Genomic DNA, 14,076 nt, shown 5'->3' on the forward strand with positions numbered 1-14,076 from the left:
GCCCTATTCACGGATTGAATGTATGCAAATGCTTGCCTAGGTTGGCTTGTTTCCCATGCTCTCTGGGTGCGCGCTGTAGTCAGCAGCGTGGCGCAGCCAGGCGGGCTCGGCAGCCAGCGCCATGGCCGCCTCCAGCGTGCGCGAGGGCCGGTCGCTGGCCTGCATCATGAAGCCGACAGGCGTCTCCACATCCGGCGTCAGGGGCAGGGCTTCGAGTTCGCGGTAACCCTGAACGGCGCACACCAGCGCGCCTGCCAGCACGCTGCAAACCTCGCCAACGACGACGGTCAGGGCGAGCGTCAGCATGGAGTTGGTTTCCATCACGGGCTTGACCGTGACGCCGGCGGCGGCAAAAGCGGCGTCCACCCGGGTGCGGCTGTGCATGTCGGGTGTCAGCAGGCACAGCGGCAACTTCGCGGCATCGGCCCAGGTCATGGGCGAGCCGAAGCGCAACACATCCGGGCTGGGTTTGGCAGCACGGCGCACCAGGAAATAACGCTCGGTGTATTGCGGCAAGGTGGTCAGCCGTGTGTTGCGCGCGCTCAGGCGCTCGGTGTAGCCCAGCGCCATGTCCAGCGACAGGTTTTCGAGCCGGGTTTCGATGTCGTGTGAATTCAGCGACAGCACCACCGGCGTGATGCCTGGGTGCCGGGCGTGCAGCATGGCTGCAAAACGCGCGGCGATGGAGACCGCCGTGGGAACGACGCCAATCGTCAAATGCCCGCGCGGGCTGTCCACTGAGCTGTCAAGCTGCTGCTTGAGGATCTCGCGCTCATGCAGCATGCGCCTGGCGCTGGCGAGCACGCGTTCGCCCTCTTCCGTAAACCCGACGAATGCACGCCCGCGAACCACGATAGCGGCGCCGAACTCGTCTTCCAGCGCGCGCAGGGCATTGGACAAGGCGGGCTGCGTGATGTTGCAGGCCTGCGCCGCGCGACCGAAGTGCTTGTGCTCGTCAAGCGCGGCCAGGTAACGCAGGGAGGCCAGCAGGTTCATGGCGTGACAACCTCAGGTGGTTTTCAGGTGTCTTCAGGTATTTTTGGAGATCGTGATGGTCGGAAACTTGGCAGAGAAGTCTTTGGCTTTCGCGGCCACGGTGACGGCCATCTTGCGCGCCACGGCCTTGTAGATGCCGGCGACTTCGCCGTCGGGATCGGCCACCACGGTGGGACGGCCGTTGTCGGCCTGCAGGCGGATCTGGATGTCCAGCGGCAAGGCGCCCAGGTAGTCCATCTTGTAGTCGGCCGCCATTTTTTTGCCGCCGCCTTCGCCGAAAATGTGCTCGGCATGGCCGCAGCTACTGCAGATGTGCACCGCCATGTTTTCGACGATGCCCAGAATGGGTACGCCGACTTTCTCAAACATCTTGATGCCCTTCTTGGCGTCCAGCAGCGCAATGTCTTGCGGCGTGGTGACGATGACCGCGCCCGTCATGGGCACCCGCTGCGACAGCGTGAGCTGGATATCACCGGTGCCGGGCGGCATATCGACGATGAGGTAGTCCAGGTCTTTCCAGTTGGTCTGGCGCAGCAGCTGCTCCAGCGCCTGGGTCGCCATGGGGCCGCGCCAGATCATGGCTTCGTCCTGCGCAACCAGGAAACCGATGGACATGACCTGGATGCCGTAGTTCTCCATGGGCTCCATGTTCTTGCCGTCCACGCTTTCAGGCCGGCCTTCGATGCCCATCATCATGGGCTGGCTGGGGCCGTAGATGTCGGCGTCGAGCAGGCCGACGCTGGCGCCTTCAGCCGCCAGCGCCAGGGCCAGATTGACAGCGGTGGTGCTTTTGCCGACACCGCCCTTGCCGGAGGCCACGGCGATGATGTTCTTGACGTTGGGCAACAGCTGCACGCCGCGCTGCACGCTGTGGCTGGCGATCTTGAACGTGACATTGACGGAGACATTGCCCACCCCTGGCACGGCCTTGACGGCGGCGATCAGGCTTTTGCGCAGGCCGGCGATCTGGCTTTTGGCCGGGTAGCCAAGTTCAACATCAAACGACACGTCGTCGCCGCTGAGCTGCAGGTTTTTCAGGGCCTTGGTGGTGACGAAATCTTTGCCGGTGTTGGGGTCCAGCACGGTTTGCACGGCGTTCAAGACGGCCTGTTGGTCCAGGGACATGGGGAAATACTCCGTTGAATCTCGTTAAATCTGACTGGGCAGACCGGGCGCTTTGAGGGCGGCAAGCCGGCGGGGGTGTTGGCCTGAAGTCTAACGCCGTGACCCGGGCCCTGGGGTCATGGGGGCTTGCCGGGGCAACCCCAAGGCCGGGCGACTTAAAATCGCGGGTTACCTCTCCCCTAGCCATAAAGCCCCTTATGTCCCAGCGCCGCCTGTTTGTCACCACCGCCCTGCCCTATGCCAATGGCAATTTCCATATCGGCCACATCATGGAATACATCCAGGCCGACATCTGGGTGCGGTTTCAGCGCATGCAGGGCCATGCGGTGAACTTTGTGGGCGCGGACGACGCCCACGGCGCGCCCATCATGATCGCGGCTGAAAAAGCCGGCAAAACGCCGCAGCAGTTTGTGGCCGACATCGCCGCGGGCCGCAAGCCCTACCTGGACGGCTTTCACATCAGCTTTGACAACTGGCACTCCACCGACGGGCCGGAAAACCACCAGCTGGCGCAGCAGATCTACCTGGACCTCAAAAAGGCCGGACTGATTGAGACCAAAACGATCGAGCAGTTCTTTGACCCTGAAAAGAACATGTTCCTGCCGGACCGCTACATCAAGGGCACCTGCCCCAAGTGCGGCACCAAAGACCAGTACGGCGACAACTGCGAAAACTGTGGTGCGGTGTATGCCCCCACGGATTTGATCAACCCGTATTCAGCGTTGTCGGGCGCGACGCCCGTACTCAAAAGCTCTGATCACTTTTTCTTCAAGCTGTCCGACCAGCGCTGTGTGGACTTTCTGGAAAAGTGGACGCAAGACGGCAAGCTCCAGCCCGAAGTGGCCAACAAGGTCAAAGAATGGTTCAGCGTTCGCACCAACCCCGACGGCACCCAAAGCGAAGGCCTGGGCGACTGGGACATCAGCCGTGACGCGCCCTACTTCGGCATTGAAATCCCGGATGCGCCGGGCAAGTATTTTTATGTCTGGCTGGACGCGCCGGTCGGCTACCTCGCCTCTTTGAAAAACCTGCTGGAAAAACGCGGCGAAAACTACGACGCCTACATGGCGACGCCGGGGCTGGAGCAGTACCACTTCATCGGCAAGGACATCGTCACCTTCCACACGCTGTTCTGGCCGGCCATGCTGCATTTCAGCGGCCGCAAGACGCCCGACAACGTGTTTGTGCACGGTTTCCTCACGGTAAACAACGGCGAGAAGATGAGCAAAAGCCGCGGTACCGGCCTGGACCCGCTCAAGTACCTGAGCCTGGGCATGAACCCCGAATGGCTGCGCTATTACCTGGCCGCCAAGCTCAATGCGAAGAACGAAGACATCGACTTCAATGCCGATGATTTCATGGCACGCGTCAACAGCGACCTGGTGGGCAAGTACATCAACATCGCCAGCCGCGCCGCGGGCTTTGTCGCCAAGCGCTTTGCGGGCAAGCTGGGCGAGGTGTCGGCCGATGGCGCAGCGCTGCTGGGCGCGCTGCGCGCCGCAAAGGAAACGATCGAGCCGCTGTATGAAAGCCGTGAATTTGCCAAGGCCCTGCGCGAAACCATGCTGCTGACGGACCGCGTGAACGCGTATGTGGACCAGAACAAACCGTGGGAGCTGGCCAAGCAGCAGGGTATGGACTCGCGTCTGCAGGATGTCTGCACGGTATGCATCGAGGCCTTCCGCCTACTCACGATATACCTGAAACCAGTGTTGCCTGCGCTGGCGGCGCAGGTCGAGGAATTCCTGAAAGTCAAGCCGTTGACGTTTGCGGATGCCGTCTCCAGCCTCGGTAACGGCCACCTGATCGGCGACTACAAGCACCTCATGCAGCGCGTCGACATCAAGCAACTTGAAGCACTCTTTGAGCCTCCTGCCCAGGCAGAACCAGCGCAAGCAGCTACTGATTTGATAGCAGAAGAAACTGTGCCAGGCGGCGAGGCGATTGCGCCCGTGATCACCATTGACGACTTCGCCAAGGTCGATTTGCGCATTGCAAAGATCGTCAACTGCGAACCCGTGGAAGGCTCGACCAAGCTGCTGCGCCTGACGCTGGACGCCGGCGAAGGCCGCATGCGCAACGTGTTCAGCGGTATCGCTTCAGCCTACAAGCCCGAAGACCTGGTCGGCAAACTCACGGTGCTGGTCGCCAACCTGGCGCCGCGCAAGATGAAGTTCGGCATCAGCGAAGGCATGGTGCTGGCCGCCAGCCACGCCGACGAAAAAGCCCAACCCGGTATCTATGTGCTGGAACCCTTGCCGGGCGCAACACCGGGCATGCGCATTCACTGAGTTTGCGGCGCAACGCCGCCTCCTGCGTCAGGCCGGTGCCGAATTCCTGGCATCCGCCGCCCCGGCCGCAAAGCGCAGCCCAGTGCCCGAACGGCTGGAAAGCTCGCCGAGCACAAGGCCCAGCGAGTGCAGCAATTGCGTTGCATCGCCTTCCCTGAAGGGCGCTTCGGCCACCGCCACCTTGAACTGCAGCACGGTATTGGGCGGCAGGCTGGGACTGTCGGCCAGTCCGCGGGCGATCAGCCGCTGGCCGATATCGGTAAGCGCCCCGCGCGTCAGGTGCCCCTGCAGGATCAGCACAAAGTCTCCGTCGCGATGACGGGCAACCGTATCGCCCTCTTGCGCGACGCTAGTGACACAGGCGCCGGCCTGGACCACCGCGCTTTGCGCCGCCTCCATGCCGTAGTCCTGCCGGATATCCACGGCGTTGCCCAGCCGGATGCGCACCACCGCGCCCGCACCGGGGTCGCGCTGCTGGCGAATCAGCAGCGCGTCCAGCCGCTGCAGCAGCACTCGGTGGTTGCCCAGGCCGGTCAACGGGTCCACGCGTGTCAGCGCACCGACGCGCGCCTGGTTGTCGCGCTTTTCCCGGCTGCGCAGGTACAGGGCCATCATCAGGAAAAGGATTTCCAGGGCGGCACCGATTTGCGCACCGAACTGCGTGGCCGTGCCCAGGGGCATCATGCCCTGCGTGCGCAGGATGGGGAAGATGGAGCCCACGGTGAGGCACACCATCGCGGCCATGATCCAGATACCCACGGCCGGACGGCGCCAGGTGTACCAGGCGGAAACAAAAAGGTAAACGGCGATGCTTCCGATGTAGTAAGGCGTGGCCAGGTTGAAAGACGACTTGTTCCCCAGAGCCAGGAAGGCCAGCACGATCACAAAGCCCAGAATGGTCATGGCCAGCAGCCCGCGGGAAAGCCAGGGCACGTCGCGGTCAACCACCATCTGGCGCAGCACAAGATGCAGCAATGCGGCAGTGGCCAGCGACAGCCCCACGGGCGCGCAGTCGTTCCACCAGGCATTGCGGGGCCAGAAAAACTCTCCCGCCAGGCCGGTCAGCGACAACTGGCCAAGCGCCACGACCAGCACATAACCGGCGTACAACAGGTGGATGGAATCGCGCCACGAGACCGCGTGGAAAGCGCTCATCAGCGCCATCAGCAGCACCAGGCCGATGTAAACCCCCAGCAGGAGGTGCCATTGCTTGGACTGTTCGTGAAAACTGCCTGGGTCGGACAGGACCCAGTGCATGCTGATCGGATAGTTGTGGGTGACCCGAAGGTAAGTGGGCCGCGTCTCACCAGGGCGCAGCAGCATCTCGAACGCCGGTGTCAGGTGGCGCACCGGCCACTCGGCTACGGGGATGGAATCACCTGAGCGCCTGATTTGCCATTGCCCCGCAGCGAGGGGGTCTTGCGAGGGGCGGTACAGCGAGACACTGTCCATGTTGGGGTGCGGTGTCGTGAGCATGACCCGGGTGGGCTGGCTCACCGCAGGCAGCGTCAACCGGTACCACAAGGCACGCCCGTCGCCGGTCGGCATGATCTGTTCCGGCCTGGCCGGCTCGCCTTCACCGGCTTCAAAACGGCTGTGAACCTGCTCAAACGTCAGCGAACCGGTACTGTCGACCAGTACCAGCCCCTGGCCAACCACGTCGTAGCCCGCGGACGGCACGCTTTGTGCAACAACAGCCGCGACGGGGGAAGGCGGGACGGCCGTTTCCTGTGCAACAGCCGCAGCGTGGGCCAACAGCAAGGCCGCCAGGCAGGCAGAAAGGCGCGGCGGCATTGCAGACAAAAAACTTAAAAGGCCAAACAATCACTTCCCCAAAAAACCATACGCAGATGATCAAAACAGGACGACACTGATGATTCGGCCCTGAAATCACACGAAAAGTAACTATTTCTACCTAACAAAACCTTCTAATGTACCGAATGTTGAGGCTTCGAACAATGGAAAAAAGTCATACGGGACGCGCAATCTCCGCATTCTCGCCTGCGCTGTTATCTGCGCTGTCGTCCGGGCCATCATCCGCACCACCGGTCACACAACTCCCACGCCCCACGCCCGCCGCATGATGCATTTACCGGCCTATCTCGCCCCGTTCCGCCCTCGCCTGTTTTCAGCGCTTGCCGGCTACAACCGCGAACGGTTTTTCAAGGATGCCGGGGCCGGCGTCACGGTGGGTATTGTGGCTTTGCCGCTGGCCATGGCTTTTGCCATCGCCTCCGGCCTCAAGCCCGAGGCAGGCATCTGGACGGCGATCATCGCAGGCGCATTGATCTCTGCGCTGGGCGGCTCGGCGGTGCAGATAGGCGGCCCTGCCGGGGCCTTCATCGTCATCGTCTACGGCATTCTGGAACGCTACGGCCTGGCCAACCTGCTGATCTCCACCGCCTGCGCCGGCGTGCTGCTCTTTCTGCTGGGTTTTTTCAGAATGGGCACACTGGTGCGCTACGTGCCGGTGAGCATCGTGGTGGGTTTTACCAACGGCATCGCAGTGCTGATCGTACTGTCGCAGGTCAGGGACCTGCTGGGGCTGGTCGTTCCCAAGATGCCGGCCGATTTTTTCTCGCAGCTGCGTGTGATCGGCGAACACCTGGACAGCTTCAACCCTTACGCGCTGGGGCTGGGGCTGGCCTGCCTGCTCGGCCTCTTTGTGTGGCCCAAGCTGTTTGCCGCGCACACGCGAAGCGCCGGCGGTTTCACCACGCGGCTGATCAGGCTGATGCAGGCCGTCGAAGGCGTGCAGCTCAAGCGGGCCACGCGCATGGCATCGCGCATGCCGGGGCCGATTGTGGCGCTGGTGACGCTTACCGCGTTTGCCTACCTGCTGAGCCTGCCCGTGGAAACCATCGGCAGCCGCTTCGGCGGCATCCCGCGTGCGCTGCCTTCATTTGCCCTGCCCGATTTCTCCTGGGAAACCGTGCGGCTGTTGGTGGCACCCACCATCACCATTGCACTGCTGGGTGCGGTGGAGTCGCTGCTCTGCGCACGCGTATCCGACCAGATTTCCGGCCTGCCGCGCCATGACCCCAACCAGGAACTGATGGCCCAGGGCGTGGCCAACTTTGTGGTGCCGTTCTTTGGCGGCATGCCCGCCACCGGCACCATTGCCCGCACGGTGACCAATGTGCGCTCGGGCGCCACCTCTCCCGTCTCGGGCGTGGTGCATGCCCTCACGCTGGTGGTCGTCGTGCTGGTAGCCGCCCCGCTGGCCGTGCATGTGCCGCTGGCGGTGCTGGCCGGCATTCTGCTGTATGTGGCCTGGAACATGGGGGAATGGCGCGAATTCGCCCACCTGCGCCAGGCCAGCAGCCACTACCGTCTCATCATGCTGGGAACGTTTTTGCTGACCGTGGTTTTTGACCTGACGGTCGCCCTGCAGGTCGGCCTGATCCTGGCCTGCGTGCTGTTTGTGCGGCGCATGAGCACCCTGTTCCAGGTGGTGGAGGTCTCACGCAGCGCCGATGGCGCCAGTTTCCAGCTGTATGGCTCGCTGTTCTTTGGCGCAGTCGCCAAGCTCGACCCCATCCTGAACGTGGTGGAAAGCGCGCCCAAAGGCCTGGTGGTGCGGCTGGACGTGCAATCGCTGCAGTCGCTGGACACCTCCGGGCTCGATGTGCTGGAGCAGCTGCACAAGGCCATCGTGCTGCGCGGCGGCCGGCTGGTCATGGCAGGGCTCAATGCCCAGCCGCGGGCCGTGATGCAGCGCTCGGGCTTCCTGGAGAAAATTGAAACGCTATAAAAACAGGAGCTGCTTGCGCCTGTCCCTATTGGGCTGCAGCTCATTTTTCTTTATAAACCCAGGCACATCAGCGATTGCCACCTGAAGCGCTCGCGCTTTCATCGTCCACCGAGCCCGTGCTGACCACTTTCAGGTCCCCGTCAAACACCACGGTAAAGATGCGTGCCGCCGACGGTGGCTCCATGTAACGCCAGTCGTAATGAGTTTCCTGCTTCAGCGCGTAAGGCGTGACCTTCATCGGCTTGCCCAGCATTTTTCGCACCTGTTCCATGCGCATGCCGGGCTGCACCCTGGCAAAATTTTGCGGTGTCAGCACCTGCCGCAGCGCACTCATCCTGCCGTCCGCACCTATCGTGATCATGTAGTTGACCTTGCCTTCCGGCTGGCGGTTGTATTCGAAGGTGCGGGCGCCGGGCGCCGCCGCAGCGCCGGGCTGCGGCGTTTCGGCCATGTCGGCCGCTTCCCACACCTTCTCGGGCTCACCAAAGCGGGCACGTACATCGGCCTCCGTGGCCACACCTTCTTCCAGTTCGGCAATGCGCTGCGCGTCACATGCCACCAGGCCAAGCACAAATGAGAGCAGACCCATACAGATGAACGTCCTGACGGAAAAAAGTGCTGAAAAGCCCGTTCGGGCCGGTGCAAAGGAGGGTGGGGAAGGTGGTAACAATGGGCGCAAGGCAGACCCCGGTAAAATCAGCCAACTATACGATTCAGGCAGTTTAGACCCATGTCCCTCCTCAACTTCTTCCGCCGCTCCGACTACACCTCCGACACCACGCAGTTCATCGACCAGCTGAAGGCCAACAAGCCCACCCTGGAAGCCGAGCAACGCGCCGGGCGCGCGCTGTTGTGGGACAAGAACCTGAACCGCACCGAACAGGCGGAATACGGTGAGGCCAAGGTTCCCCAGCAGCCTTACGTGTACGGCACGAGCAGCCACCCGAACGGAAAATAAGAGCCAAATAGGCCTCTAGCCCTTGCAGGACTTGCGCAATCAGCTATCTTTTTCATAGCAAATCTTTAGCGCACTCACCGCTTCGGCCTCTTTCATGTCCCAAACCCCTTTTTCACCATCCCCCCAGGAACTGCCGCCGGCCGCCGGGCAGGAGCTGTCCGCAGCCCTGAGCCCGGACATGCCCGCCGTGATCGACCAGGTGGCGCTGGCCCGCCTGTACGGCGAGCCGCTGTTTGCCATGCCGCACGACCTGTACATCCCGCCGGATGCGCTGCAGGTCTTCCTGGAGGCGTTTGAGGGACCGCTGGACTTGCTGCTGTACCTGATCCGCAAGCAGAACTTCAACATCCTCGACATCCCGATGGCGGCGGTCACGCGCCAGTACCTCACCTACGTCGACGAAATCCGCTCCACCAACCTGGAACTGGCGGCCGAATACCTGCTGATGGCGGCCATGCTGATTGAAATCAAGTCGCGCATGCTGCTGCCGCCCAAGAAGGTGGCGGAAGGCCAGGAGCCCGAAGATCCGCGCGCCGAACTCGTTCGCCGCCTGCTCGAGTACGAGCAGATCAAGCTGGCCGCCCACAAACTCAACGAAGTGCCGCAATTCGGCCGCGATTTCCTGCGCGCGCAGGTGTATGTCGAGCAATCGCTGCAGCCGCGCTTTCCCGATGTGCACATCGTGGACCTGCAGGACGCCTGGCGCGACATTGTCAAACGCGCCCGCCTGGTACAGCACCACGTCATCAGCCGCGAAGAACTCTCGGTGCGCGAGCACATGAGCATCGTGCTGCGCAAGCTGCAGGGCCGCAAGTTCCTGGAGTTTGAAGACCTGTTCGACGCCACGCGCGGCATGCCGGTGCTGGTGGTGACCTTCATCGCGCTGCTCGAGCTGTCAAAAGAAGGCCTGCTGGAAGTGACGCAGGCCGAGGCTTTCGCGCCCATCTATGTGCGGCTGGCTTACACGCCCGCCTAAATATTGCCCCCACGCTTTTCACTTCGTGTAATGCGCTGCCCCCCGAGGGGGCCGCTGCGCCTGCGGTCTGGCGAAGCCAGTCCCGCGGCCCCTGCTTGCATAAGAGCATTCTGCGCATCGTGAACAAACCTGGTTTCCATCTCAACGGTGAGTGACTTATCAATGACCTCCGACAGCCTGGGTTCACACTACTTCGACGTCCTCATCATCGGCAGCGGCCTGGCGGGCCTGTCTGCCGCGCTGCTGCTGGCACCTGGCCGGCGTGTGGCGGTGGTGACCAAACGTGCGCTTGGCGACGGGGCCAGCGGCTGGGCGCAGGGCGGCATGGCTGCCGTGCTGGCCGAGGGCGACTCGCTGGAGCAGCATGTGAGCGATACGCTGGTCGCAGGTGCGGGCCTCTGCGACCTGCCTGCCACGCGCGCCGTCGTCGAAGGTGCGCCCGAAGCCATTGCCTGGTTGCGTGCACTGGGCGTGGCTTTTTCCGAAGACGCCGGCCATCCCGGCGAACTGCACCTGACGCGCGAGGGCGGCCACAGCCAGCGCCGCATCGTGCACGCGGCCGACGCCACCGGCGCCGCCGTGCAACGCACGCTGATGGAGCAGGTCCGCCAGACGCCCGGCATCACGCTCTATGAGCACCACATGCTGATCGACGTCATCACCGACCGGCATCTCAAACAACCCGGTAACCGCTGCTATGGTGCCTATGTGCTCGACACCGCCAGCGGCGAGGTGCTGACCTTCAGCGCCGGCCACACGATCCTGGCCACCGGCGGCGCGGGCAAGGTGTATCTCTATTCCACCAATCCCGACACCGCTACCGGCGACGGCATTGCCGCCGCCTGGCGGGCCGGCTGCCGCGTGGGCAACATGGAGTTCATCCAGTTCCACCCGACCTGCCTCTACCACCCGGACGCGAAATCGTTTTTGATCACGGAAGCCGTGCGCGGCGAAGGCGGCAAGCTGCTGCTGCCGCCCTCGGCCGGCGGCGGGCGCTTCATGCCGGCGCACGACGCGCGGGCCGAACTCGCGCCGCGCGACGTGGTGGCCCGCGCCATCGACTTTGAGATGAAAAAGCACGGCCTCGACTGTGTCTACCTGGACATCTCGCACCAGAGCCCGGCTTTTCTGCAGGAGCACTTCCCCAACATCCTCAAGCGCTGCCTCGAGCTCGGTATCGACATCACACGCCAGCCCATCCCGGTGGTGCCGGCCGCGCACTACACCTGCGGTGGCGTAGTGACCGACCTGGCCGGACGCACCGATGTGGCGGGCCTTTATGCCGTTGGCGAAACCGCCTGCACCGGCCTGCACGGCGCCAACCGCCTGGCGAGCAACTCGCTGGTGGAATGCGTGGTGCTCGCACGCGCCACGGCCCACGCGATTGATGCCCTGGCGCCGGCCGAAGTCCCCGCCCTGCCCGCCTGGGACGAAAGCCAGGTCACCGATGCCGACGAAGCCGTGGTGATCTCGCACAACTGGGACGAGCTGCGCCGCTTCATGTGGAACTACGTGGGCATTGTGCGCACCACCAAGCGGCTTGAACGCGCGGCGCACCGCATTGCCTTGCTCAACGCGGAGATCCAGGAGTTCTATGCCAACTTCCGTGTCACACGCGACTTGCTGGAGCTGCGCAACCTGGTGCAGGTGGCGGATCTGATCGTGCGCTCGGCGCACGGCCGGCACGAAAGCCGCGGCCTGCATTTCAGCCGCGACTTCCCTGGTACCGCTGAACAGGCCATTCCTACCGTGCTGGTACCGCCCGGAAGTTAATCTTTCCCGAATCCCCTTTATCCGTTTCTTGCCACTTTTTATTCAGAACCCACATGCCTCACCTGATCGTTGAATACTCCAGCAACCTGGCCGGCTTTCCCAAAGCCGAAGTGCTCCAGGCGCTGAACCAGGCCGTCGCCGCCAGCCCTGAAATACAGGATGAATCCGACCTGAAAACCCGGCTCGTCGCCCTGGACGATTTTGAAATTGGCACTGCGCCGGCCTCACGCGCTTTTGTGCATGCCCAGCTGCGATTGCTGTCGGGCCGCACGCCGGACGCCAAGAAGGACCTGGGTGCGCGCATCGCTGACGTGCTGCGCCGCCTGACCCCGCGGCCAGCGGGCGTGATGGTGCAGCTGAGCGTGGAGATGGTCGACATGGACCGCGCGTCCTACGTCAAGGAAAAACTCTAAGCAGTTTTTAGTCGGTTCGGACAAGGCTCGCGTCTATCCAGCCCCTCAGGCTGTTCACAAACGCCCAGCCCTCAACCGTTGACAATGCGTCCACCCGCACGACGCGTTCGGTCAACCGGCCCGCCTGCAACGCCAGCGCGCGGCCCACACCCGGCAGCAGCCCGCAGGCCAGCGGCGGCGTGACCCAGCGGCCATCCACGCGCATCGCGATGTTGCCACGCGTGCATTCGGTGATCTCACCCTCAGCATTCCACAGCACGCTGTCAAACACGCCAGGTTCGGTCGGCGTGAAGGCGTCGTAATGCGCGCGGCGCGTCGTTTTGAAGCGCACAAATTCGCCGTGCGCCGCGTCCAGCGGGCGGTCGGCCAGTTGCAGGCGCACCTGGGGCAGCGACGGTTCCATGGCATAAGCCTGGGCGGCGAATTTTCCGCTGGCGCTGAGCAGCAGGCGCACGCGCCAGAGGCCCTGCGGGTGCGCCTGCGCCAATGCCTGCAGGCACGCATGGGCCTGCACGGCATCCCATCGGTGGCCAAAGTGGGCGGCAGAAACCGCCATGCGCGCCAGGTGGTCTTTCCTATGGCGCAACTGGCCCGCTTCCAGCGCCAGGGTTTCCAGAATCTCGAAGGGCATGCTGGCTCGCTCCAGAAAGGCCTGCTTGTGGCGCCACTCCTGCCATTCCCCTTCGGCCACAGAACCCGAGGTGATGCCGCTGCCGATGCCGCAGCGGGCCTGGGCGCCGCGCAGGCTGACGGTGCGGATCGGCACATTGAAAGTCGCCATGCCGCCGGGTTGCACCACACCGATGGCCCCGCAATACACACCGCGCGGCCCGGCTTCCAGTTCACGAATAGCCTGCATGGCGTGCACCTTGGGTGCGCCGGTGATCGAACCGCAGGGGAACAGCGCGGCAAACACCTCGGCCAGGCTACAGCCGGGCCGCGTGCGCGCCTCGACGTCCGACGTCATCTGCCAGACCGCGGGCAGCGCCTCGGTGTGAAACAGGCGCGGCACGCGCACACTGAAGGGCTCGGCGATGCGCGACAGGTCATTGCGCAGCAGGTCCACGATCATCACGTTCTCGGCACGCTCCTTGACTGACGTGCGCAGCGTTTCGGCCTGGGCCGCATCGCTTTCGGGCGTCGTGCCGCGCGGTGCTGTGCCTTTCATCGGCCGTGTCAGAAGCTGGCCGGCGCGCCAGTCAAAAAACAACTCGGGCGACACCGACAAGATCTGCTCATCACCGGTATCCAGGAAAGCTGCATAACCGCCGGGCTGCGCGCGCTGCAGGGCGCCAAACAAGGCATGGGCCGGCGCGGCCTCTGCCCCCGGGACCAACAAGCCGGCCATCTGCGCAGTGAAATTGACCTGGTAGTACGCGCCGTTGGCAATCGCCCGTTGGAGCGTGCCGAGAGCCTCCTCAAAAACCAGGCGATCCAGCCCCGGCTGCCACTGCACCTGCACATCGGCACCTGGTACGGTTCGCGGCCAGGGCAAGGCTTCATCATGCACCGCAAACCAGGCCAGCGGCCCATCCGCATCGTGCACAGCCAGCGCGGCATCAAAAGCCGGGGCGGCTTCATAGCGCAGGTAGCCCACACACCAGGCGCCCTGTGCGGCAGCGGCCTGCACGGCATCCAGTACCGGCCGTACCTCGTCGAGCGTGCGTGCCACCAGCACCGCACGCGGCGCGCTGAAAGCACGGCGCAGGCGCGGCGCGGCACTGTCATGCGGATCCGAGAAGTCAATACAGGCCGTTATAGGACTCATATCGGCCTCCAGTCCATACAGG

The 14,076-nt window shown here is 63.6% G+C and carries 11 protein-coding genes; 6 read left to right on the forward strand and 5 right to left on the reverse strand.

The window, feature by feature from the left end; genetic code table 11:
• Positions 1-36 precede the first annotated feature (36 nt).
• Both AC1DU8_RS16760 and apbC read right to left on the reverse strand, forming a co-directional pair.
• Positions 37-996 carry a LysR substrate-binding domain-containing protein gene (locus tag AC1DU8_RS16760; protein ID WP_477727008.1) on the reverse strand — a complete coding sequence of 320 codons (960 nt, stop codon included), beginning with the start codon at positions 994-996 and terminating at the stop codon, positions 37-39.
• A 33-nt stretch (positions 997-1,029) separates the two neighbouring features.
• Positions 1,030-2,121, reverse strand: coding sequence for an iron-sulfur cluster carrier protein ApbC (gene apbC, locus AC1DU8_RS16765; protein ID WP_477666102.1), 1,092 nt, complete (start codon positions 2,119-2,121; stop codon positions 1,030-1,032).
• A 197-nt stretch (positions 2,122-2,318) separates the two neighbouring features.
• Between apbC and metG the strand changes: the two genes are divergently transcribed.
• Positions 2,319-4,412, forward strand: a complete 2,094-nt coding sequence (gene metG, locus AC1DU8_RS16770) for a methionine--tRNA ligase (RefSeq protein ID WP_477727009.1) — start codon at positions 2,319-2,321, stop codon at positions 4,410-4,412.
• Positions 4,413-4,439: 27 nt separating this feature from the next.
• Here metG and AC1DU8_RS16775 read toward each other — a convergent pair whose 3' ends face one another.
• Positions 4,440-6,206, reverse strand: a complete 1,767-nt coding sequence (locus AC1DU8_RS16775) for a sensor domain-containing diguanylate cyclase (protein WP_477727010.1) — start codon at positions 6,204-6,206, stop codon at positions 4,440-4,442.
• Positions 6,207-6,495: 289 nt separating this feature from the next.
• Between AC1DU8_RS16775 and AC1DU8_RS16780 the strand changes: the two genes are divergently transcribed.
• Positions 6,496-8,166 (forward strand): SulP family inorganic anion transporter, encoded by a 1,671-nt coding sequence (locus AC1DU8_RS16780; RefSeq protein ID WP_457279810.1) that lies wholly within the window; start codon positions 6,496-6,498, stop codon positions 8,164-8,166.
• Between the two features lie 67 nt (positions 8,167-8,233).
• On the opposite strand, the gene bamE is transcribed toward AC1DU8_RS16780, so the two are convergent.
• The gene (bamE, locus tag AC1DU8_RS16785) at positions 8,234-8,755 is read right to left on the reverse strand and encodes an outer membrane protein assembly factor BamE domain-containing protein (protein ID WP_457279613.1); all 522 of its coding nucleotides are present in this window, start codon (positions 8,753-8,755) and stop codon (positions 8,234-8,236) included.
• 141 nt (positions 8,756-8,896) lie between these two features.
• Between bamE and AC1DU8_RS16790 the strand changes: the two genes are divergently transcribed.
• The 4 genes from AC1DU8_RS16790 to AC1DU8_RS16805 all read left to right on the forward strand — a co-directional run bounded on the left by AC1DU8_RS16790 (position 8,897) and on the right by AC1DU8_RS16805 (position 12,286).
• Complete coding sequence (locus tag AC1DU8_RS16790) at positions 8,897-9,124, forward strand: DUF3460 family protein (RefSeq protein ID WP_457279614.1); 228 nt, start codon at positions 8,897-8,899, stop codon at positions 9,122-9,124.
• Between the two features lie 94 nt (positions 9,125-9,218).
• Complete coding sequence (locus AC1DU8_RS16795) at positions 9,219-10,100, forward strand: segregation and condensation protein A (protein ID WP_457279615.1); 882 nt, start codon at positions 9,219-9,221, stop codon at positions 10,098-10,100.
• Positions 10,101-10,262: 162 nt separating this feature from the next.
• Positions 10,263-11,873, forward strand: coding sequence for an L-aspartate oxidase (gene nadB / locus AC1DU8_RS16800; protein ID WP_477666099.1), 1,611 nt, complete (start codon positions 10,263-10,265; stop codon positions 11,871-11,873).
• A 53-nt stretch (positions 11,874-11,926) separates the two neighbouring features.
• Positions 11,927-12,286 carry a 5-carboxymethyl-2-hydroxymuconate Delta-isomerase gene (locus tag AC1DU8_RS16805; protein ID WP_477666098.1) on the forward strand — a complete coding sequence of 120 codons (360 nt, stop codon included), beginning with the start codon at positions 11,927-11,929 and terminating at the stop codon, positions 12,284-12,286.
• A 7-nt stretch (positions 12,287-12,293) separates the two neighbouring features.
• Here AC1DU8_RS16805 and AC1DU8_RS16810 read toward each other — a convergent pair whose 3' ends face one another.
• Positions 12,294-14,054, reverse strand: coding sequence for a chorismate-binding protein (locus AC1DU8_RS16810; RefSeq protein ID WP_477666097.1), 1,761 nt, complete (start codon positions 14,052-14,054; stop codon positions 12,294-12,296).
• Positions 14,055-14,076: the final 22 nt, after the last annotated feature.

Source organism: Polaromonas sp. P3_A5 (assembly GCF_056403055.1).

Excerpts from the sequence above, each read along its gene's own strand:
- AC1DU8_RS16760 (WP_477727008.1), bottom strand. The coding sequence starts at position 996 with ATGAACCTGCTGGCCTCCCTGCGTTACCTGGCCGCGCTTGACGAGCAC.
- apbC (WP_477666102.1), bottom strand. The coding sequence starts at position 2,121 with ATGTCCCTGGACCAACAGGCCGTCTTGAACGCCGTGCAAACCGTGCTG.
- bamE (WP_457279613.1), bottom strand. The coding sequence starts at position 8,755 with ATGGGTCTGCTCTCATTTGTGCTTGGCCTGGTGGCATGTGACGCGCAG.
- AC1DU8_RS16790 (WP_457279614.1), top strand. The coding sequence starts at position 8,897 with ATGTCCCTCCTCAACTTCTTCCGCCGCTCCGACTACACCTCCGACACC.
- AC1DU8_RS16795 (WP_457279615.1), top strand. The coding sequence starts at position 9,219 with ATGTCCCAAACCCCTTTTTCACCATCCCCCCAGGAACTGCCGCCGGCC.
- metG (WP_477727009.1), top strand. The coding sequence starts at position 2,319 with ATGTCCCAGCGCCGCCTGTTTGTCACCACCGCCCTGCCCTATGCCAAT.
- AC1DU8_RS16780 (WP_457279810.1), top strand. The coding sequence starts at position 6,496 with ATGCATTTACCGGCCTATCTCGCCCCGTTCCGCCCTCGCCTGTTTTCA.
- AC1DU8_RS16775 (WP_477727010.1), bottom strand. The coding sequence starts at position 6,206 with ATGCCGCCGCGCCTTTCTGCCTGCCTGGCGGCCTTGCTGTTGGCCCAC.
- nadB (WP_477666099.1), top strand. The coding sequence starts at position 10,263 with ATGACCTCCGACAGCCTGGGTTCACACTACTTCGACGTCCTCATCATC.
- AC1DU8_RS16810 (WP_477666097.1), bottom strand. The coding sequence starts at position 14,054 with ATGAGTCCTATAACGGCCTGTATTGACTTCTCGGATCCGCATGACAGT.
- AC1DU8_RS16805 (WP_477666098.1), top strand. The coding sequence starts at position 11,927 with ATGCCTCACCTGATCGTTGAATACTCCAGCAACCTGGCCGGCTTTCCC.